Source organism: Aeromonas sp. S11(2024) (assembly GCF_041402345.1).
Lineage (GTDB): Bacteria > Pseudomonadota > Gammaproteobacteria > Enterobacterales > Aeromonadaceae > Aeromonas > Aeromonas veronii.
The window spans coordinates 283,912-308,878 of record NZ_JBGLRC010000003.1; the positions used below are offsets into that span (position 1 = coordinate 283,912).

A 24,967-nucleotide genomic window follows, 5' to 3' on the forward strand; every position below is an offset into this window, starting at 1 on the left:
AAAAGGGCCGCAGGTTTCAAACCTGCGGCCCTTTTTACTGCTCTTTTTTCGTACCCCGCCTTAGCAGATCTGGTCTTTACCCAGCTGCTTGGCCTGATAGAGCGCCCGATCAGCGCGCACCATCAGGCTTTCTTTCTGCTCATCCTGCTGATACTCCGCCAACCCGAAGCTCATGGTAGCGGGCGCGTGGGGGCAGATGGGTTCGCTCGCCATCAATGCCTGAAACTTGCTCGCCACCACCAGCGCATCCTCGCGGCCGGTGTTGGGCAACAACACCATAAACTCGTCACCGCCCCAGCGGGCCAGCAGATCGATCTCGCGGATATGGCGACGCACCAGCGCCACTATGTTGATCAGGGTCTGATCCCCGGCATTGTGGCCATAGCTGTCGTTGATCTGCTTGAAGTTGTCCACATCCATGGCGATCACCGTAAACGGCTGATGGAAGCGGCGCGCCCGCTCACACTCCAGCTGCAACGCCCGCTCCAGCCGATAGCGACTGGCGGCGCCAGTCAGGGCATCGGTCTCTGCCAGCAGACGGTTCTCCTCGGCTTTCTGTTGCAGCGCCTCGTTGAGTCGCACCAGCTCGGCGGTGCGCTCGGCAACCTGCTGCTCCAGCGACTGATTGCGCCGCTCCAGCTGCTCCAGTAACAACTTGCTGGCGTGGATATCGCGATGGGCGCCGATCATCCGCGCCACAGACCCGTCGGGATTGCGCTCAATGATGCGGCCACAATCCTCAATCCAGAGGTAACTGCCATCACGGCAGCGGCAACGGTACTCGGCACGATACTCATGGGCGCTGCCGCTCAGGCAGAGATCGAACTTCGCCATCACAGCCGCCAGATCGTCGGGGTGGATCACGTTCTCCCAGGTGAAGACGGTATTGCCGAGGGAGTGAGGCTCGTAGCCCAGCATCCGGTACCAGCCCGGGTTGCGATAGACAAAACCGGTATTGGCATGCCAATCCCAGATGCCATCGCTGGTCACCTCCAGAATGCCATGCACCACGGCCTCGCTGACATCCGAGATCCTGATCGTGTCACTGTCCTGCACCATAGCAGTTATCCTTGTTCTTCCGCCCCGCGCCACCACGGGGAACCGCACTGTTGTCATGAGGCGCTACCTTGGCATATTGCAACAGATCTGTCAGCCAGAACCCTACCGCACCACCGTTTCCCCGGTTATCGGCCACTCACGGCGCAGGCTGAGTCAGGGTGGCCATAAGTGTGGCTCAAGCGCGCCCCATTTACCGGATTTAACTCACGATTCAGTCATTTGGGGGATGGGAATAAATGAGGGGATACCCAGAGCCCCCCACAGAGGTCACTCGGCCAGAGTCAGCCGATAAAAATCCGTCTCCTGATGTTTCGGATTGGGACGCAGAAATACCCAGCCAAAGCGCCGGTAATGATTCAAGGCCCGCACATTGGTACGACTCACGGAGAGCATCGCCCATTTACAACCCGCCCCCAGCAACTGCTGGCGAATATAGGCCTGCAACACGGCAGCCAAACCGGTGCCACGATATTCGGGGAACAGATAAATCAGCTGCACATAACCGGTCTCGGGCTCATCGGAAAAGCTGCGAAACTCCAGCTGGCCCACCCGTTGTTCACCCGCCCAGACATGAAGGTAGTGCCATTGCGCTTGCCCCAGCCTTTCGCGGATCCGCTCCCGATAGCCGTCGATAAAGTCGGCAAAACCATCATGGGTATGAAAGCTGCAAAAATAGGCATCCCTGCGCGCCTGCACACAGAGCTCGTAATCCCGCTCCAGATCGATGGTGTTAAATTCAAGTTTCAAGCAATGACATCCTGTCATGTGTGGGTTGGATGTAGGGTGTAATAAGCGCAGCGCATTACACCTTTTGGCAGATAAATAGCAGCGGTGCAATTCACTTCGTTCTTTGCACCCTACCCCTCACCCCGCCCTCTCCCGGAGGGAGAGGGAATAAATCAGCATCGGGGATATGAGGTTGGCAATCGCGTGTATATCCACGAAGCCGAATCTCCCTTCTCCCCTTGCGGGAGAAGGGTCGGGGATGAGGGGAAGGAAAAAGAGATTACGCGGTAAACGTTGGGCTTCATTACGCTCAGCCACAACCTACACAATCGGTAGGTTGGTGCTGAGCCTGCGAAGCCCAACATGCGAGTTCAGCTTATAAGCATGTAAATAGTTCCATTGCGGTCATATTTGAAGGTAAACTGACGACAATTGCAAAATACAATTTACATTACTTCATGGTTTTATTAAATGAACAGCATTATTAATGACTTACTCTCAAAAGGTAAAGAAGGTCTCTGGTGGGACTTCAAACAAAAATTCCACAACAATATGGCTGCAATGGTCCATGATATTCTATGTATGGCTAATGTAATTCACAATGGGAATAGATACATAGCTTTCGGAATATCTGATTCATTAGAAGTAGTTGGATTAAATGACAGTGATAAAAAATATACTCAAGCAGATATTATCACTGCGCTTAGAAGACTAAGTTTTAGTGAAGATAACATCCCAAACATTCAGCTTGAATTTTTACAATTTAATGAAGCCAAGTTAGCAATCCTAACAATATTTAATGAGCCTTTAAAACCATATTACCTGACAAAAGAATACAGTTATCAAGGTAAATCCATACGAGCTGGTGTTGTTTATTCACGGACAAATGATGCTAATACGCCATTAGATTCATGTGCCAATCCAATTGACGTCAGAACGATGTGGCGTGAAAGATTCGGCCTCAACCTAAAAGCCCCTGATAGATTCTCCATTCTTTTAGAAGATGCCAAATGTTGGGACTATGACGGTATTAGCCAAGCCTTCTATTCTAATGATCCTGATTTCACTATTGAGATTGGAAATGTAGAACATGAGGGGGGTAATTATTGGTGGCAAAACTTATATTTTGAGAATACAAGACAGTTTGACTACCACTTAAAATATAAGAACAGAATTATTAAGACCTTGCCTGTTGTTAATTACTACAATGAGGGTTTGACTATACCATTCCCAAGCATTGAGTTTATTACCTATCCAGAAGCTCAAGATGGGTTAAATGCCGAATTTTACTGTGAGATTTACTATTATAAAAAAGGAACTATTGAATATAGTTTATTTCAACACATAAGAAAAAGTGAAGTGCATTGTGATACATATCAAACACTGTCTACACCAATCACAACCCAACTGAAACCACCCATAATAAAATTGCCATTTTTTATAATTAACAGTGACAGTGAACTAAATGAACTGTCCAAGAAATTCATGGAAAAATATCATGAGTTTAATTCCTGTAAGTCAGATTTAATGAGAAAGCGTTACCCTGACGAAAATTATAATAGATGGGATGTTGAAAAAGTTTTTTCGGAGTGGGTTTTTGAGCAAATAAATCCTCCCTCTGAATTTTCAATTAGTGAATGACATTAAAACGGCGGCAACTCCCTTTACCGCCATCCAATCGCTTACTCCCCCAACCTCTCCGCCAATCCGGAATAACGCTCGGTCTTTTTCCGCACGGCCTGTGCCAGCAGGGCGCGATCGCCGTAGAGATCGAGTTTCGCCTTGGCGCGGGTGATGCCGGTATAGACCAGCTCGCGGGTCAGCAGCGGGCTGGGGCTGTCGGGCAACACCAGCACGGTATGGGCAAACTCCGAGCCCTGGGATTTGTGGATGGTCATGGCGTAGACCGTCTCGTGGGGCGGCAAGCGGCTGGGCAACAGGGCCCGCAGGGTGCCATCCGGCTGCTCAAACCATACCTTGAGCCGCCCACTTTCATCGGGCAGGCAGAGCCCCATATCGCCGTTATAGAGGCCGAGCCCGTGGTCGTTGCGCACCACCATCACCGGGCGACCGGCATACCAGTCGCCATCACGGGCAATCAGGCCAGCCCGTGACAGGGCCAGTTCGAGCCGCTCGTTAAGTCCCAGCACGCCGAACGGGCCATCGCGCAGGGCGCAGAGGATCTGGAAGCTGTTGAATGCCTTGAACACGGCGGCGGGCGCCTCCCCCGCGCGGGCCGCCTTCAGATAGCTGCCGTAACCGGCCACCCCCTGGGCAATCAGGGCATCGTAGGCCTCTCCCGCCCAGGGATGCAGGCTGATATCGGCAAAGCCCATGCCCCAGACTGATTCCACCGCCGCGGCATCGCCGCTGTTGCAGGCGCGCGCCAGCTGGCCGATGCCAGAGTGCTGATCAAAGCGCCAGCTCTTGGCCAGCAAGCAGAGGCTGTCGCGCACCGGGGCCCCCGCGGGCGTGCCCTGCAAGCGGTAGCCGGTCTGACGGGAGAGCCAGTCCGCCTGCGCCGGGCTGATGCCCTGTTCGATAAAGCTGCAGATATCGCCGAGCACGGCCCCCGCCTCCACCGAGGCGAGCTGATCCTTGTCGCCGAGCAGGATCAGTCGGGCGTGGCTCGGCAGCGCATCGAGCAGGCGCGCCATCATCGGCAGGTCGACCATGGAGGCCTCATCTACCACCAGCAGGTCGAGGTGCAGCGGGTTGCCCGCATGGTGGCGGAACTGGCTGCGCCCCGGAATGACCCCGAGCAGCCGGTGCAGGGTGCCCGCTTCGGTGGGGATCGCTTCGACCCACTCGGGGGGCAGATCGAGGGCCTGCAGGGCAGAGCCGATACTCTCGGTGAGGCGCGCCGCCGCCTTGCCGGTGGGGGCCACCAGCCGGATCGCCGGGGCCTTGCCCGCTTGCAGGCCGGTCTCCACCAGGATGGCGAGCAGCTTGGCGACCGTGGTGGTCTTGCCGGTGCCGGGGCCACCGGAGATCACCGCAAAGGGGCGCGCCGCCGCCGTGGCCGCCGCCAGCTTCTGGCCGTTGCAGCAGAGCATCTCGGGCACCAGCGCATCCAGTTTGCTCAAGTCGCTCGCCGCCTGGGCGCTGGCGAGCAGCGTCTCGATGGCGGGCCAATCCACTTCATTGGGGAACACCAGATCGAGATACTTCTCGATAAAGTGGCGGGCCGAGAAGTCGGGGGCGAGGCGGGCCTTGAGCAGCGCCCCGAACACCAGCCCGTAGTCGCGGGCAAACAGCCGCGACAGGGCCGGGGCGATCTCCGGCCATTCGGCTCTTTCACTCAAGGCACGCAGATGGCGGGCCACCCCCAGTTCAAAATCGTGGTAGCGGGTGAGGTAGAGCCGCCCGTGCCACAGCCGCAGCGGCCAGCGCGGGGTTAGCCCCTCATCCTGCTCGGTGCCAACCAAGGGACTAGCCGCAAACAGGGCGGGCCAGCGGGCAGGATCCGCCAGATCAGACAACAGATCCCGGCTCTGCTGGGGATCCAGCCCGAACGGTCGCAGGGATCCGGCAGTCAACATTTCAAGCGGCAGACAGACATGGCCGCGCCCTAGCTCGAAGCAGGCGAGCGCCGCCCCCAGCACCAGCTCGGGGCTGCCGCCAAGGTCGGCCACCAGCCGGGCAAATTGCAGATCCAGCTGGCGGATGCGGCCAGCCAGCGCCAGTGTTTTCAACCGTTCAACCATCATTGCGCTGGTTGCGGTGCTGATCATGGTGCCGCTCATGCTTCTACCTCGTTCAATGCTTGGGATCCCGCTGTTGACGGCTCACTGCCTTCGCTAAACAACTTATCCAGCCCCAGCACCAGTTCACGGCTCGGGCGGGTATGGAAAATGCCCCCCTGCGGCATGCCGCGTAGGAACAGATAGAAAACGCCGCCAAAGTGCTGCTCGAAGTCGTAACCCGGCAGGCGCAGGGTGAGCAGCCGGTGCAGCGCCAGCGAGTAGAGCTGGTATTGCAGGTCGTAGCGGTGTTCCGCCATCGCCTGCTCCAGCGCCGGACGGCTGTAATCGGCCGAGCTCATGCCGAGGTGGTTTGATTTGTAGTCGAGCAGATACCAGCGCCCCTGCCACTCGAACACCAGATCGATAAAGCCCTTGAGCATCCCCTGCACTGTGGCAAAGCTCAGCGGCTTGTTGCCCCGCGATAGCGGGTCGTGCTGCTGGCAGAGCGCGGTCAGCGCCGGTGCCGTCACCCGTCCCATGGGCAGGAAGAACTCCAGCTCCACCTGTTTGCGCTCGGGGGCCAGATCCCGCAGCTGCACCGGCTCGCCAAAGCCTGTCTCCAGCGGGGTATCCAGCACCGCTTCGACCTGCTGTTGCAGCACGGGAGCCCAGCTCTCGTCGAAGCCATCTTGCGCCAACAGCGCGGCGATATGCTCTGCCAGCGGCTCGCCGCCGGCGCTTTGAAAGTCGATGGTCTCGAACAGGCTGTGCAGCAAGGTGCCGGGGCGCGCCCCTTTCGGGAAGGTGAAGATGGAGGGCTGGGGTGCCTCCTCCGGTTGCTCGGAAACCAGCGCAGCCGCCTCGGTGACGACCTCGTCATCGAAGCCGGGATTGGCGAGTACGCCCTTGCTGTGACCGTGACCCTGCGCCGCCAGCCCGGAGTAGGAGCTGATCCACCAGTCCCGCTCAAGAGAGCCGCCAAAGTGGCGCACCTGCGGCTCGCCCAGCTGCTCCTCCTCTGGTGGCAGCGGGGCCGGACGGGTGAGCGAGGGCTCACCGACGGCCACTCCGGGCAGCGCCTGTGACAGCTCGGTGAGGGCGGTCGCCAGCGTCTGTGCATCCCCCTCTTCGCCCTTTTGCAGCAGGTAGCCGATGGCGGTGTGGTGCAGGTCGGTCTTCTCCGACTTGCCCGCCCCCGCCCGCACCGGCGCCAACCCCAGCCAGGTGGCGTAGACGCCCCGGGTCAGCGCCACATAGAGCAGCCGCAGATCTTCAGCAAGGCGCTCCCTGTCCGCTTCGGCGAGCGACGAGTCGGCGCCGGTCAGATCGAGAATGGTGCGATTGCCCGCCTCGTCCGCTTCGTGATAGAGCGGGGTCTCGGCGGTTCTGTGGCTGCAGATAAAGGGAAGAAACACCAGCGGGTACTCCAGCCCCTTGGATTTGTGGATGGTGACGATCTGCACCAGCTTGCGCTCTGATTCGAGGCGCAGTACCTGCTCAGCATCCTGCCCGTTAGGGCGGCTCACCGCCTCCCCCAGCCAGCGCAGCAGGGCATATTCCCCATCCAGCTCACTGCTCACCTGTTGCAGCAGTTCGCCAAGATGGAGGAAGTTGGTCAGCCGCCGCTCGCCATAGGGGCTCGCCAAAAGCGAAGAGGCGAGATTGCGCCGGTGCAGCAGGGCCCGCAGCATCGCCAGCACGCCGCGGCGGTGCCAGATCTTGCGGTACTCCATAAACTCCTGCACCGCGCTCTCCCACGCCCGCTCGTCGCTGGCCAGCCCATCGAGCGCCTTGGCGTCGAGATCAAACAGGCCGGTCGCCAGAGCCGCCCGCAGGCTGCGCTCCTCGCTCGGGTTCTGACAGGCGTGCAAAATCAGCAAAATCTCCCGCGCCTCCACCTGCTCCAGCACGCTCTCGCGGTTCGACAGATAGACGGAGGCGATGGCGAGCCGCGCCAGCTCCTGCTGCACCAGCTTGCCCTCGGCGCCGGTGCGCACCAGCACGGCGATATCCCCGGCCTTCACTGCCTGATCACCGATCAATGCCTTGCCCTCGCGGGCCAACGTCAGCAGACGGTGGATCTCTGCGGCGGTGGCGCGCGCCATCTTGCTCTGGTAATCCCCCCGATTGAAGGTGGGCTGGCCGCTCAGCTGCCAGCAGTGGAGCACAGGGGCGGTGACGCCATCGAGCAGCAGCGCCTTGCTCTTGCCCTGCGCCTCCACCGGCAGGAAGGGGATATCCGCTTCGTAGATAAAGGGATCCTTGGCCCGCTCGAACAGGCCGTTGACCGCCCCCACCAGCGCACTGCTGGAGCGCCAGTTGCGCCCGAGGGTGTAGTGGGCGCTCACATTTCGCCGCGCCTGAATGTAGGTAAAGATGTCGGCGCCGCGAAAGCCGTAGATGGCCTGCTTGGGGTCACCGATCATCAAAAGCGCCGTGTCGGTGTGGCCACCGTAGAGGCGATGGAAGATGCGGTACTGCTGGGGGTCGGTATCCTGGAATTCATCGATCATCGCCACCCGATAGGTGGTGCGAATCCGCTCGCAGAGCCGCTCGCCAAGGCTGGAGCCAAGCGCCCCGTCGAGATCTTTGAGCAGGTCATCGAACGAGAGCTGATGGGCCTGCCGCTTGCTCGCCTGCATCCGGCTGCGCACCACTTTGGCCGCCCGTTGCAGGATGAGATCCCGAATGCCGGGGCGGCTCGCCAGCAGTTCATCGATTTGGCTGAACAGCGGCAGGGTCGGCACTGCGCCCCCCTTCTTGAGGTTCTCCTCCAGCACCGTCTGGCCGAAGCGCTCCAGCTCCTTGGGAATGGCGTAGCCACTGCCCTCGTCCTGCGCCCAGTCGCTTATCTTGGCAAGCCAGCCTTCGTAGTTCTTGCCGGTGTAGCGGCTTACTTGCCCGTCAGTCTGGCGGCGGATCTCGTCCGTCTGCGCCAGCCATTCGCGCTTCACCGCCTCAATGCGGGCCATAGCCGCCTGATGACGGGCTGCGAGGGTCTCGTCCCCCAGCGCGGGGTGGATCTCCAGCTCGCTGTTGTCGAGCCAGCTGCCCATCTCCCGCAGCAGGGCGGCGGGGCTCGGCCAGAGCGCGCGCACGGCGCTGGCGAGGGCTTTATCCACCGGATAGAACTCGGCGCGCCAGTAGTCGCTCACCGCCTGCAGCCTGAGCTGGCTGTCGTCGGTGAGAAATTCGGTTTCAAAGAGGGCTCCCGACTCGAAGGCGTTCTGTTTCAGCATCCGCTGGCAGAAGCCGTGGATGGTAAAGACCGCCGCCTCGTCCATCTGCCGCTCGGCGGCCAGCAGGCGACGGGCCGCCAGTTCGTGATCTTCCACCTCGGCCAGCAGCTGGGCCAGCAAGGCATCATTGCTATGGCCGCGCATAAAGGCGAGCCGCACCTCGTGAATGCGACCGCGGATCCGCCCGCGCAGCTCGGCGGTGGCCGCTTCGGTAAAGGTCACCACCAGGATCTCGGTCACCGAGAGCGGCCGCTCGTGGGCGCTCGGCTGACCGGCATCGGCCCCCTCTTCGATGAGCGGGCCGTGGCCCAGCAGCAGGCGCAGGTAGAGACCGGCGATGGTGTAGGTCTTGCCGGTACCGGCGGAGGCTTCGATCAGTCGTTCACCATGGAGGGGAAAACGCAGGGTATTGAGCGGGTTAGCCATTATTTCAGCTCCTCCAGGGTCTTGAGCAGCGGAGTCAGGTGTTCGCGAGCCAGCGCCTGCAACTGACCCAGCACCTCATCATCGAGTTCGGGGAAGCAGCGGGCGACGTAAACGTCTTGCCCTTCCCCATTGATCATCCAGCCGCCGTTGAAACGGGTGAGAGCCGCCTTGTCGGCCGCCTCCGGCTTGTCGGGATCCTTCTCGATCGCCTTGAGCCAATCCCAGGCGGTGTTGGGGAAGAAGGGCAGCGGCCGTTTCATCCCCTGCGCCCAGCACGCCACCAGCGCCGCCAGCTTGGGCCGCGCCTCGTCGGCAGCGAGTGCAGGCAGTCGCAGACTCTGTTTGGCATCGAACAGCAGGGTGTCGCCGGGGGCGCAGCTCAATGAGAGGCAGAGGTGCTGGATCCAGCCCAGCAGCAGATCCTTGCCGCTGAAGCTGCCGGGTTTGACCACCAGCAAGCGCCCCTTCTGGGTGTCGATCCACCCTTGCAGCTGGCCCTGAGTCAGGGAGATATCGATCTCCACCGCCTGTTTTTCTGACTCATTGGCCGCAACCCATGGCCGCAGCCGGTCCGCCAGCTTGCCCATCTCGGCATCCAGATCGTCCAGCAGCAGGCTGCCGAACCACCCTTGCGGCAGCAGGCCGGTAAGCTGCAACCGCTCGCGACGCTCGGTACTATCCCCTTCTGCCAGATGGGCATCGAGCAGCAGATCTTTCAGCTGATAATGTTGCAGGCCATCCAGCTCGAACGGCTCGCTGTCCTCGATGTTGGCCTCGTTCAGCTCAAACCACACTTTGAGGCGGCGGTTGAGGAAATATTTGGTGGGCTGGCGATAGAAGCGCAGCAGCTCCGCCAGCTCCAGCCCCTGCTCCTTGCCCCATTCGGGAGGTAAGGGCAACTCGCCGCTCTGGAAGTTGGCCGCACCGCGCACCGGATTGAGGGCGGGCAACCAGTCGGCGGCATAGGTAAAGAGGCGCGAACCCGGCTCCGGATAGAAGTAGTTGCGGCTGTAGGGGGTGAGCGGATGCGCCACCATCAGGTGGTTGAGCAGCCGCTTGCCGGAGGTTTCGTCGTCCAGCTCCTCATCCCCCGCCAGCACGAAGCCCTGCCGCACATAGTCGATCAGCTCCGCCAGCAGCACCGAGGGCACCTTGTCGCTGTTGTCCTGCGCACTGAAGCCCTGATAGCTGATATAGAGCCCCTGCTGGGCACTCAGCAGCGCCTCAAGGAAGAGGTAGCGGTCATCATCGCGGCGGGAGCGATCCCCCCGCCGGCCCGCCACCGCCATCAGATCGAACCCCATGGGAGCCAGGGTGCGCGGGTAGACGCCGTCGTTCATACCGAGCAGGCAGACCTGCTTGAAGGGGATGGAGCGCATCGGCATCAGGGTGCAGAAGTTCACCTGACCGGCGAGGAAGCGCTGGCTGGAGCGGGACTCCCCCAGCACGCTGCCGAGGTAGTCCTGCAACAAGTCGGCGGTGATGGGCTGCTCGAAGCGGGCTTCGCCGAGCCGGGTCTGCCACTCGACCAGCTGGCTGCGGATCAGCTGGAGCTGACGCTCTTCATCCTCGTCAGCCAGATAGAAGCGCTCCAGCAGCGCCAGCAGGCAGGCATTCCACTCGGCCAGCGGCTGGGCCAGTTGCAGCCGGGGCAGGAATTCGGCCAGCGAATCGACAAACCAGGCGAGCTTGCCGAGTGCCAACCCCTGCTGACCTTCGATATCGGCGTAAGGAAGAATGCCCGCCACCGGCTCGCCATCCCCCATGGCGAAGCCGAGCAGCATGCGGCGCAGGCCGAACAGCCAGCTATTGCCTGACATGGGCGGCAGATCGAACCGGACTGGGTAACCGTCATCCAACCCCCAGCGGATGCCGGTCTCCTGCACCCAGACCCGCAGCTGGTTGAACTCGTCGTCATCCAGCTCGAAGCGGCGCAGCACGGCGGGCACCTCGAGAATGGCGAGCAGCTCGCCAGCCCCGAAGCGGGCATTGGGCAGCCTGAGCAGGGCGAGGAAGCTTTGCAGCAGCGGGCTCTCCTGACTCGCCGCCCGATCCGATACCGCAAACGGGATCTGACCGCGCGCGCCAAACATCGCCTGAATATAGGGGCCGTAGCTGTTCACATCCGGCATCATCACCACCACATCTTTCGGGGTGAGGGACGGATCCTGCTCGAACAGCGCCAGCAGCCGGTCGTGCAGCACTTCGAGTTCGCGCATCGGGCCGTGGCAGGCGTGGATCTGCAAGGATCCATCCGCCGGATCGATGGGGCTCTTGTGGTGGCTGCTGTCGAGATCGAACTGACCGGCGCCCCGTTCGGCAAGCTCCAGCACATCCTTCTGGATGGCGCGCAGCAGGCTGACACTGCCTTTGCCATCCACCTCGTCGATATCGACGAAGGCCTCGATTTGCGGCACCTCCAGCTCCATCAGCTGATGCAGGTAGTCGCGCCCCAGCTTGCCCATGGAGGCGAGCAGCGGGTTGGCGGGGCCCTGCAATGTCTCGATATCGGTGCCGGGTTTGAGCTTGTTTTCGAGGCGCGCCAGGGTCTTGCGATCCAGCAGATCCCCCCAGTAGTAGCGGCAGGGGTTGGTGACGAACAGGTGTACCTCCACCTCCGGCCGACTGCCGAGGGCCAGCAACGCCTCCACATAGCGCGGCGGCAGTGCCGAGATGCCGAACACAAAGACCCGCTGCGGCAGCTTGCCCGGCAGATCGGCGGTGCGCTCCAGCTCGTGGATAAACTCCTCGTAGAGGTTGGCACGGTGGTAGCCGCTCGGAGAGAGCGCCAACGTTCGTGCCACCAGCTCGCGCCACAGCTCCGGCTGCCAATCCTGACCGCTCACCCCGGCCAGCTCCTGACTCAATCCCTCCCCCTCTTCCCAACGGGCGATCCAGTCCGGCCGGTAGACCAGATACTGGTCAAAGAGATCCGCTACCTTCTGGCAGAGCTGCCACAACCGCACCTGCTCGGGCTCCTTGGCAGGATCCTCCTCATCTCCCCCGCACAGATAGGCGGCGAGCGGGGCAAAGGCGGGGCGATCCAGCAAGGCAGGCAGAATGGTCATCAGCTGCCAGCTCATGGATCCCTTGTTGTAGGGGCTCTGGCGCGGCACATCTGCCAGCACCCGGGTGAACATCTCCCAGATAAAGCTGGCGGGCAGCGGAAAGTCGATATTGGCAGCGATGCCGAAGGCTTTGGCCAGCTCCAGCTTGAGCCACTGGGCCATGCCCGGGCTCTGCACCAGGATCTGCTCCCGATCGAAGGGGTGAGAGAGAGGGGCCTGCCGGATGCGGCTCACCAGCAGCTCTTTGAGCAGATCCAGCTGATTGGAGTGGTAGAGGGTAAACATGAGCAATTCCCGCCTGTGGATGAGAGGGGGCGAGGGAAAAGGCGAGCCATTTCCGTCACTTCACAAGAGAGGGAATTGTCAGGGATCGGGGGATAAGATGCAAAAGGCACTTGTGGCCAGCAGGCGGGCAAACCGCTGAACCATGAGGGGCGCCGCAGATTTGTGCAGCACTATCTCGCAGACAGAAAAAAGCCGGTGCTGTTGCACCGGCCAAAAGGCATTGGAAAACTTGACTCTTCAGGGCATTACCAGTTTTTGCCGAGACGGGCATCCACACTGAAAGCCCCTGCTCCGGCCGCCGCCAGCGCCAGGAAACCACCGGCCACTGAGACGTTCTTCATAAACATCAGCATCTGCATCTGTTCTGCAGGCTGATAATGGAAAATAAAGGCAGCCATCAGGGTGAAACCGGCCAGCAGCACGGAGAGGCTGCGGGTAAAGAGACCCAGCACGACGGCAAGGCCACCGCCCAGCTCAAGCAGGATCACCAGCGGCAACATAAAGCCCGGCACGCCCATCGCTTCCATATAGCCCTGGGTACCTGCGTAACCGCCGATCTTGCTCCAGCCCGCCATTACGAACATCAGCGCCAGCAGTACACGACCCGCCAGCAGCGCTACATCTTTCATCTTGTCCATTTCATATTCCTCGTTTGTGTCACATCACCGCTGACTGCTTCAGGGTAGGTCAAATAACAGAGCTTGGCTGGCACTGGTCGCAACCAGCTCCCACCGGTATTCATCACGACTGAGTACCCCGTCGCCGGGTCGGGCAGCCAGACCGTTGGCGGCAAGCTCCCCTGAAATCATCTGCAGGTAACCGTGTCGGCCAGCCAGTGCCCATTCGAGCGTCTCGCCCGGGGCCAGTTCCAGCCGCCATACGCGGGCCTGTTGGCGGATCCGCAGCGATCCCGCCTCGCCATCCGGTGACGCCACCAGCGTCATGCCCGGTCTGGACTCGATCTTCTTCTGCTGATATCCGGGTGGCGTGCCGAACTCGTTCGGCTCGATCCAGATCTGCAACAGGGAGAGAGGATCCGTCTGCGAGGGGTTGTACTCGCTGTGGCGGATCCCGCTGCCTGCGCTCATCAGCTGGAAATCCCCTGCCGGGATCTGCTCGGCATGGCCGAGGCTGTCCTTGTGCTCTATGGTGCCTTGCAGCACGCAGGTGAGGATCTCCATATTGGCGTGAGGGTGGGTGGCGAATCCGCCACCCGGCGCAACCAGATCCTGATTGATCACCCGCAGTACCGAGTGTCCCATCCACTCCGGGTCATAGTAGTGACCGAAGGAGAAACTGTGGCGCGCGTCCAGCCAGCCAAAGTTGGCCTTGCCCCGCGCTTCTGCGGCTCTCAATTGCATCATGGTCTGCTCCTCACCTACCGGGACGGTTGATTAACGCTGTTTGCCGCTACCGATACCGAACGGAATACGGTATTCGCTGCTCTGGTCAGCAAGGCTGACTGTAACTGTGCCTTGAGTACGCAGCGGCATACGAATTTGTTCGCGTGCCAGCCAGCTCGGCCAGAATCAATGCATCCATACAAGAGGTTATTCAAATAGTGTGTTGTTCTTTCACCGACGTCAGACAGACCGATTTGGTGTGTCACAGTGCAGAACTACCCGCATATTTGGCCTCTCGACGTTCCTGCCTAAGCGTTGATTGAATATTAAAGTGACATGACCTAACTTGTTAGCGAGATAAACTGGCAAACATATTCAAAAAAATTGAAGGTGAGGAATGGCCAAGGAATCGAACAAGGAACGCGCACTCACCCTGGAAGCGATCCGGGTGCTGGATGCCATCGACCGCCGTGGCAGCTTCGCGGCGGCGGCCGACGAGCTGGGCAAGGTACCTTCGGCATTGAGCTACACGGTGCAAAAGCTGGAAGATGAACTGGATGCCATGCTGTTCGACCGAAGCGGCCACCGCACCAAGTTCACCCCGGCGGGGCGCATGCTGCTGGAACGCGGGCGGGTGCTGCTGGAGGCAGCCGAACATCTGGTGGGCGAAACCCGGGCGCTGGCCCGCGGCTGGGAAACCGACATCACCATCGCCGTCGATGCGCTGGTGCCCTTGCAGGCGCTCTACCCGCTGGTAGATTGGCTGGCCGAGCAGACCGATACCCGGCTCAGACTGCGCGCCGAAGTGCTGGCGGGTAGCTGGGAGTGTCTGGAGGATGGCCGCGCCGACCTGCTCATCTCCTCCCTCAACCCGGATATCGTGATGACCGGCATCAAGCATCAGGTGTTGAAAGAAGAGGTGATGCTCTATGTCGCCCACCCCGACCACCCTCTCCATCAGGAGCCGGAGCCCCTCGCCGACGAGACCCTGCGCCGCTATCGCGCTATCGCGGTCGCCGATACCGCCCTTCGCAAACCGGTGCTCACCTACCGCCTGCTCGACAAGCAGCCACGCCTCACCGTCAGCACCATGGCGGAGAAGCGCGATGCCCTGCTGGCCGGGCTCGGCATCGGCACCATGCCGCAGAGCTGGATTGAGGAGGACATCCGGGCCGGTCGGCTCAAGGTGATCAGCCCCGAGTACCGCCATCAGCTGCAGGTGGTGCTGGCCTGGCGGCGAGACACCATGGGCAAGGCCAAAAGCTGGCTGGTGCGGGAGATCCCAAAACTGTTTGCGGCTGGTGAAAAATGAGACACAGTTAACAGACAGCTCAATAGCTGCCTCACTTGACACCCAGCTCTTTTATTGGTTCCATAGCCGCCTCATTTGAACCAATGGAATCTGTAAAAAATGAAAAAGAGTTTGCTGGTAGCCCTCACCACCCTGCCCCTGTTTGCCAATGCTGGCCTGATGGACTCGCTGACCGACAGCGTCACCAGCAGCGTCAAGGATGCAGCTAATACCGCCGTATCCGGTGCAGTGGACAGCGCATCCAACGAAGCCATCAAGAAGGCACTGGATATCAAGGAAGGCGGCTCCAACAAGCAGGCTATTAAAGAGAAGCTGGGCGCTCCTGCCACCACCAAGACCGAATCCGGCCTGGAAGTGTGGACCTATGATCTGGATGCCCTGAAAAAGGCCTCTCCGCTGCTGGCAGAAACCACCAAAACCCTGCTGAAAGATACCGACGCAGCCAAGAAGAACGTCGTTATCAAGTTCGAAGGTGATACCGTCAAGAAAGTAGACCTGACCGACAAGGCTCAGGGCTAAGTTCGCTCGTCCGGTGGAGTGGACTGAACACCCGCATCGGCACAGATAGCAAGAGGGGGAGCACCGGGCTCCCCCTCTTTCATTATCGGTTTGTTACACCTTGAAGCGATGCACCAACGCCACCAGCTGGCGATTGGACTCCAGCAGGGTGGCCGAACTCTGTTCGGTATTCTGACCGTTATCCACCAGCAGATTGACCATGTCGCGGATAGTGACCATGTTGCGGTTGATCTCTTCGGTCACTCGACTCTGCTCCTCTGCCGCAGTCGCAATCTGGGTACCCAGATCGTTGATCTGCACCACGGCATCCGCCATCTTGTCGAGCCCGCCGGTCACCTGCTCGGTATTCTCGGTCGCCGCCTGACAGCTCTGCTTGGTGTGCTCCATGGCCACCACGGCTTCGGCCACCCCCTGCGTCAACCGGGAGAGCATGCTCCCCACCTCAGCAGTGCTATTCTGGGTTCTCGCCGCCAGTGCGCGCACCTCATCAGCAACCACGGCAAAACCGCGCCCCTGCTCACCGGCCCGCGCCGCCTCGATGGCCGCGTTGAGTGCCAACAGGTTGGTCTGGGCAGCAATATCGCCGATCACGCTGAGTACACTGCTGATCTGGCGAGCATCTTCCTGCATCCCCAATACCTTGGTCGCAGCAAGATCCACTTCATCGATCAGCGCCGCCACACTGGCAGAGGCCTGACCCACTACCTGACGGGACTGAATCGCCTGACCATTGGCAGACTCGGTAAAGCTGGCGGAATCGCTCGCGTGGTGCGCCACACTGTCGGCAGTGGAGCTGAGCTCGGTCAGGGCTGTCACTATCTGATCGGTCTCGGCGGCATGCTCACCGAGAATGCGTCTGGCCTGCCCCGTCTGCTGATCCAGCTGGGCCAATTCACGGGTAATCAGCTCTGTGGTCTCGGTCACCTGCAACATCATCTGCTGCAGATAGGCGATAAAGCGGTTCACCGATTGAGCGATATGGTCCAGCTCATCGCGCCCCTTGACCCGGATCCGGGCAGTCAGATCAGCATCTCCGGCCGAGAGCGCATCGATGTTCTGCTTGAGGGTGTCGAGTCGACTGCCCAGCTGATTGATGGCCATCAACATCAGCGCAAACAGCAGCACCACTAGCGGTAGCTGGATCGCTGCCAGCGTCTTGAGCACCTCCTGACTGTCGTGGGTCAGGGTGCTGGTCGGCAGCGCCGCCGCCAACAGCCAGGGGGTTCCTTCGATGGGTTGCATCAGCAATGTCTGCTCTTCACCCAGATCCTGAAAGGTAGTGCGCTGCAACGCGGCGCCATTACCCGGCCCCAGCAGGCTGGCGATGGCGCTGGCAAAGGGATAGTCCCCGTGAGATGAGAGGTTACCCAGCACCACATCCCCGCTCAAACGACCATTCTTGCTGAGGATCTTGCCATCGGCCTCGACGATCATCACCTGACCACCGATCTCCTGCTCTTTTTTGGCGACCAGATCATTGAAGAAACCCAGCGTCACATCGATGGTGGACACCCCGTAAAGGGAACCATCACGATAGATCCCCATGGCGCAGTTGGTTCGCGGCTGTTGGCTGGCACCATCCTTGTAAGCCGCCGCCCAGACACACATGCCTTTCGCCGCCTGCTGCCCGGCTCTGTGCCAGGGCTGATCGAAATAGTTGGGGGCCTCGGCCGAGTTCCAGTAGGTGTTGGGGATCAGCTTGTTGGCACCATCCCGATGAAAGAAGGTACTGAACTTGATGCGACCGGCTTCCCGCTGATCCGGCATCGGCCAGATGCCGCCACCAAACACCATGGCATTGCCATATTGATCGATCAGAGCAGGGAGAACAGCATCGATTTGCTCACTCGGCAGTTGGGCAACCAGCTGAGTGATACTGCGTGACTGGCTCTGCACCCCGTTGAGCTGATCGCGAATGTCGGTCGCAATCTCGCTGACCCGCAGCACCAGATTCTGCTCACCCGCCCGTTGCAGCTCGGGTTTGACCCATAACTGGATGCCGATTACGGTCAGCACACAGACCGCCACCATGAATCCCAGAAAAACGCCGGTATATCGCCCCTTGATTGTCCCCAGATCCCAACCCATACCCTCTCCTGTTTTCGACCACTGCTAACTGCAGCTTGTTATATGAGCGGGCATTATCTTGCAATTCGCTCACGGCGCGTTTGCCATCGCTCACATAAGCGACAGCAAGATAAGGATTCGAGCGAAAATGGATCGATACGATCACAAAAAGGGTGGCCTCGGCCACCCTTGGGTTGATAACAGCAGGCGCTGTTACTGGTTCGCTTCGGCGAACTGCTTCATCGCTTCGGCGTGCTTGGTCATGCCGGCGGCACGCTCGTTGAGCTTCTTGATGAACTCCGCCTTCTTGGCAGGATCTTCAATGCGGTCATAACGTTGCTGCAGGTTGGCCTGGATCTGCTCCGGGGTCATGTTCTGCATGCGTGCCATCTTGTCGTGGCGACCACCGTGGTGTTTGCCACCCATCATGCCGCCGCCATCCATCGGGCAATCCACCATGGCACCGGGCTGGCCAGTGGGGGCCGCTTCACTGGCAGCATAGGCACCCAGCGGCAGGCCAAGGATCAGGGTGGCGGTCAGCAGGGTTTTGGTCAGCTTTTTCATGGTCTATCTCCTGTAGGGATGATTCTGGTTCGGCGCTCTTGCCTTGCCCTCAAGTAAACACCCTATCGGTGTCTGAACTTTGCCAGCATCAACCTTTTTTGTAGCAGAGTGTGGCATCGTGCGGATCTGGCACACTTTGACACAAACCGCCGGGCGGATTTTCGTATACTCGTGCCAACGCCAAGCTGGGGAGGTATTCATGAATCAGGGCAGCACCCACATTCTGGTGGTCGACGACCACAGCGAGATCCGCGATCTCTTGAAGCGCTTTCTGGAGCAGCACGGCCTTCGGGTCAGTTGCGCCCGGGATGGCAAGGAGATGAAGCGACTGCTGGAGGAGCGGGAGTTCGACCTGCTGGTGCTGGACCTGATGATGCCGGGTGAAGATGGTCTGACCCTCTGCCGCGAGCTGCGGGTCAAATCGAACCTGCCCATCATCATGCTCACTGCCATGGGGGAAGAGACCGACCGCATCATCGGATTGGAGATGGGGGCCGACGACTATCTGGCCAAGCCTTTCAATCCGCGCGAGCTGCTGGCGCGCATCAAGGCGGTGATGCGCCGCACCCAGGCAGAAACCCAACCCGCCGCCGAAACCCTGACCCGGGATCTGCGCTTCGATCGCTGGCTGCTCGACGTCAATCGCCGGGAGCTGGTCGATGAGGATGGGGTGGGCCTGAGCCTCTCCACCGCCGAGTTCGATCTGCTCAAGGTGTTTCTGGAACGCCCGCAGCGAGTGCTGAGCCGAGATCAACTGCTGGATCTGGCCCGTGGCCGCGAGGCGGTGGCCTTCGATCGCGCCATCGATACCCTGGTGAGCCGCCTGCGCCGCAAGCTGGAGCGGGATCCCAAGAATCCGGAGCTGATCAAAACCATCTGGGGTGGCGGCTATATGTTCTCGGCCGATGTGACGCAGGTATAAGTAGTGAATGCACTGAAACGGCTATGGGCACGGATGTGGCCCAAGGGGCTGACCGGCCAGATCATTCTGGTGGCGCTGGCAGGGTTGATCCTGATCCAGCTGCTCAGTATCCAGATCTACCGCACGGATCGGGAGGAGGCGCTCGGCTTCGTCAACAGCCGCAACGCCATGCAGCGGATCATCTCGGTGGTCAGGCTGCTCTCCCTCTCCCCCCCGTCCCTCTATGACGAGATCCTCAAGGCGAGCCGCAGCGAGACCCTGCTGCTGCGCCTCTCCGACGAGCCGCTGCAACCGGATAACCGCAGCCCCCGCTTCGAGCAGCTGGTGCGCTCGCGCCTCAACTACCCCCCCGGCCTCACCGTCGAGATCAGCGCCGAGCTGAAAGAGGATAACCAGCGCAGCAAGGCGTGGGAACATCACGCCCGCATGATGCGGGATCGCAAGGGGCCGCCCCCACCACGGGATATGCGGCTCTATGGCTCCATCGAACTGCCGCAGGGGGGCTGGCTGCAGTTCAGCTCGCTGGTCGACAAGGAGGCGGGTAGCTGGTCGTGGCAGACTACCTTCAACCTGATGCTGGTCGCCAGTCTGGTGATCGGGCTGATGGTGCTGCTGTTTCGTCGTGCCACCCGCCCGCTCAAGCAGCTGGCAGGCAATGCGGAGCGGCTAGGACGGGGCGAGGATATCGAGCCCTTGAAAGAGGAGGGGCCGACCGAGATCCGCGAATCGATTCAGGCATTCAACCGGATGCACACCCGGCTCGACCGCTTCGTGCAGGACAGAACCCGGATGCTGGCGGCCATCTCCCACGACCTGCGCACCCCCATCACCAGCCTGCGGCTACGCACCGAGTTTCTGGCCGATGGCGAGGACAAGGAGCGCATCCAGCAGACCCTGCAACAGATGGAGCAGATGCTGGCGGCCACCCTCAGCTTTGCCCGCGAGGAGGGGCAGCAGGAGGCCACTCGCGAGCTGGATCTGGTCAGCCTGCTGGTCAGCCTGTGCGATGACTATGCCGATACCGGCCAGCCGGTCACCTGTCTGGCGGAGGGCAAAGAGGTCTACGCCTGCCGGGCCAACACCCTGCGCCGGGTGCTGCAGAACCTGATCGGCAACGCCATCAAATATGCCGGCAGCGCCGAAGTGTCGCTGGAGCGGCGCAAGGAGGAGCTGTTGATCCGGGTCTGCGATAACGGGCCGGGGATCGATCCGGCGCGGCTCGAGGATGTGTTCAAGCCGTTCGTGCGGCTCGATGAAGCGCGCAACACCGAGTCCGGCAGTGTCGGGTTGGGGCTCTCCATCGCCCGCACCTTGGTCCATCAGCACGGCGGCGAGCTGACCCTGCTCAATCGACCACAGGGGGGACTGGAGGCGCGGATCAGCCTGCCGCTGTAAGTAATTACTCTATCCGCCAGCCTTGTCATGGCGCCATTTGCATCATGCAAACTTCATCATTTGAGCGCTTGTTCTTCGATCAGAAAGACGGTGATAATCGGTGACCACGGGATGGTATACGGCAACGGATTGGAGCAAGGATGGCCTCTTCCAGGACAGGAGTCATAGTCAGTATCGGGTGGGGGCTCCTGCTGCTCGCCCTTGCTCTGCCTGCCTGGGCCAAAGCCCCGGAAGAGCCGATCATCATTACCAACTCCAAAGCCTGGCAGCCCTTCTCCTATATCAATGAGTCGGGTCAGCCGGATGGCCTGCTGATCGATTTGTGGCGTGAATATGCCCGGGTGACCGGCCAGAAGATCGAGTTCAGGCTGGTCGACTGGCAAGGCTCCCTCGACCTGCTCCATGAGGGGAACGCGGATGTTCACGCCGGACTGCTCTGGTCACCGGAGCGGGACAAACTGTTCGACTATGGCCGGCATCTCGCCCAGCTCGACTCCCAACTCTTCTTCTCGAGCGAACTGCGCGGCACCGATGTACATTACTACCTGCTCCATGAAACGGTCGGTGTGGTAGCCGGTGGCTACGAGGAGTATTACGCCAGACGCTACTTCCCCGGCACCAGACTGCAGACCTTCAATGACAATGACACCCTGCTGGCGGCGGCCTTTCGGGGCGACATTAAGGCCTTTATCGCCGATCTGCAGGTCGCCAACTTCTACATCTATACCTCCGACGATCCCACCCGCTTTATTCCGGTTCGCCACCTCTATACTGACCAGATCCGCTTTGCAGTGAGAAAGGGCGACCTTGCCCTGTTAAACCGGCTGGAAGAGGGGTTCGCCAAGCTCAAAGAGAGCGATCGGGAGCGGATCATCCGCAAGTGGATGCATGTCGAAACCGTCTACCCCATCCATCTCGGTCCCTGGCTACTTCTGGCCGGGGCATTGATCATGGTGGCCTACATAGTGCAACTGCGCCGCGCCGTTGCCAGCCGTACCACCGAGTTGAGCCGCGCCAACGCCAGACTGGAGAAGCAGGCCAGTACCGACCCCCTGACCGGCCTGCTCAACCGACGGGCATTCATGCCCGCCATGGAGCAGCGGCTGGCAAGCGGGGAGCCCTGTGCCCTGTTGCTGTTCGATGTGGATCACTTCAAGGAGACCAATGACCGCTTTGGTCATGGCATCGGGGATCTGTTGCTGGAAAAGCTGGCCACGACTGTGACCAACCTGTTGCCCGAAGAGGCTCTACTGGCCCGCATCGGCGGCGAGGAGTTTTGCCTGTTGCTGCCGCTGGCCACATTGGCCGAGACAGAGCAATGGGCCGAGCGTATTTGCCTGGAGAGCAACCGGCAAACCCTGCACACCAGCAGCGGCGAGGTGACCCTCTCCATCAGCACCGGGGCAGTCTGGGTAGCCGCAGAGAGAGAGGCTGATGCCGACCAACTACTACGGCAGGCTGATGCCCTCATGTATCAGGCCAAGGGACGGGGGCGCAATACCTGGCAAGCCGCCTCCTATCAGGCATAGCCCCCTAACGGACGCGCAATAAAAACGGCCACCATCGGAAGATGGCGGCCGCATGACAGGTTCCCTATCAGAAGTTGTAGGTCACGCCCAGGTTGTAGCGGCGACCATCCAGTACAGTGCCATAGCTGCTGTAATCCACCGTCTTGTCGAACATGTTGTAGACCCCGGCGGTAAGATCCAGATGCTTGTTGGCCTTGTAGACCAGGCCCATGTCAAAGAAGGTGTAGGAAGGAGTCCCCTCCGCCATCTTGACCCGGCTCAGGTACTCGGAGGTCTCGCCACGGAAGTTTACCCGTGACCAGAGGCTGAGATCCTCGGTGGTTTGCCAGTCAACACTGCCGTTGAACATGTGACGGGGCATCTGGTTGAGGGCGTGACCCGCCAGTGGACCACTCTTCTGCTCGGACTGGGTAAAGGTGTAGCTGGAGCTGACCGACCAACCCTCATTGATGGCCCAATCCATCATCCCCTCGACACCGCGCATGTTCGCCTTGTCGACGTTGACCCGATCACTGATGAAGTCATAACTGTGACCATTGAGGGTACAGGCGGGATCACTCTTGCTGGTGCAGCGACGCACTTCGGAGATCTTGTTCTTGAAGTCGGTGTTGAACAGGGTCACCCCGGCGTTGAAACCCTGATGACCGTTCCATAGCAGGCCAATCTCTTCACTCACGCTGGTCTCGGGTTTGAGAGCCGGGTTGCCGACCAGCATGCCATCCTGGCTGCTACCGCCGGTGGCCTGGCCCCAGTTGGCCGCCGACATCCGCAAGTCCGGGGAGCGGTAGCCGGTCGATACGCCCCCTTTCAGGGTCCAGCTATCATCCAGATGCCAGACGCCATAGAGTCGTGGGCTCCAGTGAGAGCCGTAGTTCTGGTCCCGATCCATGCGGGCGCCGCCGGTCAGGGCAAAGCTGTCGGTGAGTGACCACTCATCCTCGACAAACATTGCCCAGCTCCAGCGGGTCAGCTGCTCGGCAGGGTTGGCCACTGTCAGGGCATTGCGCTGATCGTGCAACTCCTCATAACGATACTGACCACCGACGCTCAGGTAGTGATCCCCCAGAATAAACTGGGTGTGGGTATCGGCGATGGTGTTGGTAAGCTCTATCTTGCGAACGGGGTTGGTGTTGGTCTCCTGCTGAAGATAGCTGCTGGAGGAGCCGAAATCATACTGACCATCATGGGTCAGCGCATAGTTGGTACGCTCGTAGCGATAAAGGCTATCTTTCGCCTTGGCAGCCAGAGAATTGCCGGCTGTGCGATCCCGGTCCTGCAGACTACGACTGGCTTCCAGATCGAAGCGATTCTGTTCATCAGGCTTGAAACTGAGCACCGCCGTGCCACTGCGAGTCTCCTGCTCAGCAAAACCCTGGATAAATTTATCTTCACCACGATGGGCAAGCTGACCGTTGACACGCAATCCCAACACGCCATCGATCAGTGAACCTGCGGTATAGGCATTGGTCTGGAAGCTGTTGCCAGCATGCTTGTTCTCCTGGAAGGTGGAATCAGCGTGAACCGAGCCCTGCCAGGCCAGACCGGTGGTCTTGCGGGTAATCACGTTAATCACGCCACCCATGGCATCAGAACCATAACGGGATGACATGGGACCACGGACGACCTCAATGCGCTCGATCGCCTGCAGTGGCGGCAGCCAGCCTTGCTCGATACCAGCTTCATCGCTATTGGGGCGAGTACCACGACTATCCACCTTTTTGCCATCAACCAGCATCAGGGTGTATTTCGATCCCATACCGCGAATGCTGATATCACTGCTGCTGCCACCGCCAGTCACCACAACACCGGGAACATCCTTCAGGGCGTCAGTCACATCGCGATAGGCACGCTTCTCCAGCTGCTCACGGGTAATCACGGAGATAGAGGCGGCAGAGTCTTCAATCTTCTGCTGGAAGCCGGAAGCGGTGACGACCATCACCTCTTGTTCGGCAGCATAGGCCTGGGTCGCAAGAAGGGAGCAGATCATCAAGGCAAGCTTGTTCGGTTTCACTGTTATCATGTTTTAGCCTGAACATTTTTGGTAGGAAGGTGACGTATTCCCTTACTTCACTCATTACAACGCCCTGGCATCCGGCCAGGCGCAGCATTAGAAAAGGCTCATTTGAAAAGCACTTTATTAATCAGCCCGCATTGTAACGACCCCGACGGGATCATTCAAACAATAATCATTATCATTTGATTCGTGTGGTATTCCTGCCACAGAATCGCGAATTCTTGATAAGAGACTGTTTTAATGGAATAAATCCATAAGTAAAAAAGGGGATTATACAAACAAGTGGAAGCGATGACGTACCGTCGCAAGATGGGATGTGCTGCGATACAGAGGTGGAAACAGTAGCAAGAACGCCAATAGGGGAAGGTATTGGCATCGTGGTGGGATGTCGGCAGCTCACCAGCAGGCTAAAAATACCAAAACCCGGTCATGAAGCCGGGCTTTGTGTTGGTTCCGGTGTGCAACCATCGGGGTCAATTGGCAAAAACAGCCCATAGCAAAAAGGCCTTCCCATCAGGGAAGGCCTTCAAATTAGTGGCGGAGCGGACGGGACTCGAACCCGCGACCCCCGGCGTGACAGGCCGGTATTCTAACCGACTGAACTACCGCTCCGCATTCGGTTAGCTTTCGCTAAATCTTCTGCTGCATCTTCTGAGGTGTCATCCTCGCAGCCAGTGACGTGATTCTTCACATCGCTGTTTAATTGGGTGCCTGGCAGTGTCCTACTCTCGCATGGCGAATGCCACACTACCATCGGCGCTACCGCGTTTCACTTCTGAGTTCGGCATGGGATCAGGTGGTTCCACGGCGCTA

At 59.9% G+C, this 24,967-nt stretch carries 16 protein-coding genes, 1 tRNA gene and 1 rRNA gene; 6 read left to right on the forward strand and 12 right to left on the reverse strand.

Going from position 1 to position 24,967, the window contains the following annotated elements:
* Positions 1-60: 60 nt before the first annotated feature.
* Entirely contained in the window at positions 61-1,059 is a 999-nt protein-coding gene (locus tag ACB040_RS04685; protein WP_058057085.1) for a sensor domain-containing diguanylate cyclase, read from the reverse strand.
* Between the two features lie 267 nt (positions 1,060-1,326).
* Entirely contained in the window at positions 1,327-1,806 is a 480-nt protein-coding gene (locus tag ACB040_RS04690) for an N-acetyltransferase (protein ID WP_047440505.1), read from the reverse strand.
* Positions 1,807-2,256: 450 nt separating this feature from the next.
* Here ACB040_RS04690 and ACB040_RS04695 point away from each other — a divergent pair, with 450 nt between their 5' ends.
* Positions 2,257-3,426: a helix-turn-helix domain-containing protein gene (locus ACB040_RS04695; protein WP_139406610.1), complete on the forward strand. Its 1,170-nt coding sequence runs from the start codon at positions 2,257-2,259 to the stop codon at positions 3,424-3,426.
* Positions 3,427-3,467: 41 nt separating this feature from the next.
* Here the strand turns inward: ACB040_RS04695 and recD are convergent, their stop codons facing one another.
* The 5 genes from recD to ACB040_RS04720 form a co-directional block, all read right to left on the reverse strand.
* Positions 3,468-5,531, reverse strand: a complete 2,064-nt coding sequence (recD, locus tag ACB040_RS04700; protein ID WP_371153425.1) for an exodeoxyribonuclease V subunit alpha — start codon at positions 5,529-5,531, stop codon at positions 3,468-3,470.
* Positions 5,528-9,136, reverse strand: a complete 3,609-nt coding sequence (gene recB, locus ACB040_RS04705) for an exodeoxyribonuclease V subunit beta (protein WP_371153427.1) — start codon at positions 9,134-9,136, stop codon at positions 5,528-5,530. Before recB ends, recD begins: the two co-directional genes overlap by 4 nt.
* Positions 9,136-12,489 carry an exodeoxyribonuclease V subunit gamma gene (gene recC, locus ACB040_RS04710; RefSeq protein ID WP_371153429.1) on the reverse strand — a complete coding sequence of 1,118 codons (3,354 nt, stop codon included), beginning with the start codon at positions 12,487-12,489 and terminating at the stop codon, positions 9,136-9,138. The genes recB and recC overlap by 1 nt, the downstream gene beginning before the upstream one ends.
* 245 nt (positions 12,490-12,734) lie before the next feature.
* On the reverse strand, positions 12,735-13,127 hold the full coding sequence (locus tag ACB040_RS04715; protein WP_005336513.1) for a DoxX family protein: 393 nt from the start codon (positions 13,125-13,127) through the stop codon (positions 12,735-12,737).
* A gap of 39 nt (positions 13,128-13,166) precedes the next feature.
* Positions 13,167-13,853 carry a pirin family protein gene (locus tag ACB040_RS04720; protein WP_005356843.1) on the reverse strand — a complete coding sequence of 229 codons (687 nt, stop codon included), beginning with the start codon at positions 13,851-13,853 and terminating at the stop codon, positions 13,167-13,169.
* Positions 13,854-14,229: 376 nt separating this feature from the next.
* Here ACB040_RS04720 and ACB040_RS04725 point away from each other — a divergent pair, with 376 nt between their 5' ends.
* Positions 14,230-15,144 (forward strand): LysR family transcriptional regulator, encoded by a 915-nt coding sequence (locus tag ACB040_RS04725; RefSeq protein ID WP_338773377.1) that lies wholly within the window; start codon positions 14,230-14,232, stop codon positions 15,142-15,144.
* A gap of 99 nt (positions 15,145-15,243) precedes the next feature.
* Complete coding sequence (locus tag ACB040_RS04730; protein ID WP_101531509.1) at positions 15,244-15,663, forward strand: hypothetical protein; 420 nt, start codon at positions 15,244-15,246, stop codon at positions 15,661-15,663.
* A gap of 93 nt (positions 15,664-15,756) precedes the next feature.
* Here the strand turns inward: ACB040_RS04730 and ACB040_RS04735 are convergent, their stop codons facing one another.
* On the reverse strand, positions 15,757-17,751 hold the full coding sequence (locus tag ACB040_RS04735) for a methyl-accepting chemotaxis protein (RefSeq protein WP_338773375.1): 1,995 nt from the start codon (positions 17,749-17,751) through the stop codon (positions 15,757-15,759).
* A gap of 192 nt (positions 17,752-17,943) precedes the next feature.
* Complete coding sequence (locus ACB040_RS04740; protein ID WP_005355311.1) at positions 17,944-18,294, reverse strand: hypothetical protein; 351 nt, start codon at positions 18,292-18,294, stop codon at positions 17,944-17,946.
* Between the two features lie 199 nt (positions 18,295-18,493).
* Here ACB040_RS04740 and ACB040_RS04745 point away from each other — a divergent pair, with 199 nt between their 5' ends.
* The 3 genes from ACB040_RS04745 to ACB040_RS04755 all read left to right on the forward strand — a co-directional run bounded on the left by ACB040_RS04745 (position 18,494) and on the right by ACB040_RS04755 (position 22,140).
* Complete coding sequence (locus ACB040_RS04745; protein ID WP_088868240.1) at positions 18,494-19,216, forward strand: response regulator; 723 nt, start codon at positions 18,494-18,496, stop codon at positions 19,214-19,216.
* A 33-nt stretch (positions 19,217-19,249) separates the two neighbouring features.
* Positions 19,250-20,611: an ATP-binding protein gene (locus tag ACB040_RS04750; protein ID WP_236324360.1), complete on the forward strand. Its 1,362-nt coding sequence runs from the start codon at positions 19,250-19,252 to the stop codon at positions 20,609-20,611.
* 140 nt (positions 20,612-20,751) lie between these two features.
* The gene (locus ACB040_RS04755) at positions 20,752-22,140 is read left to right on the forward strand and encodes a sensor domain-containing diguanylate cyclase (protein WP_338773373.1); all 1,389 of its coding nucleotides are present in this window, start codon (positions 20,752-20,754) and stop codon (positions 22,138-22,140) included.
* A 67-nt stretch (positions 22,141-22,207) separates the two neighbouring features.
* Here the strand turns inward: ACB040_RS04755 and ACB040_RS04760 are convergent, their stop codons facing one another.
* The 3 genes from ACB040_RS04760 to rrf form a co-directional block, all read right to left on the reverse strand.
* Positions 22,208-24,160 carry a ligand-gated channel protein gene (locus ACB040_RS04760; protein ID WP_371153434.1) on the reverse strand — a complete coding sequence of 651 codons (1,953 nt, stop codon included), beginning with the start codon at positions 24,158-24,160 and terminating at the stop codon, positions 22,208-22,210.
* A gap of 529 nt (positions 24,161-24,689) precedes the next feature.
* Positions 24,690-24,766: transfer RNA gene (locus ACB040_RS04765), tRNA-Asp, on the reverse strand.
* A 97-nt stretch (positions 24,767-24,863) separates the two neighbouring features.
* Positions 24,864-24,967 (reverse strand): 5S ribosomal RNA (rrf, locus tag ACB040_RS04770); the annotation flags it as partial.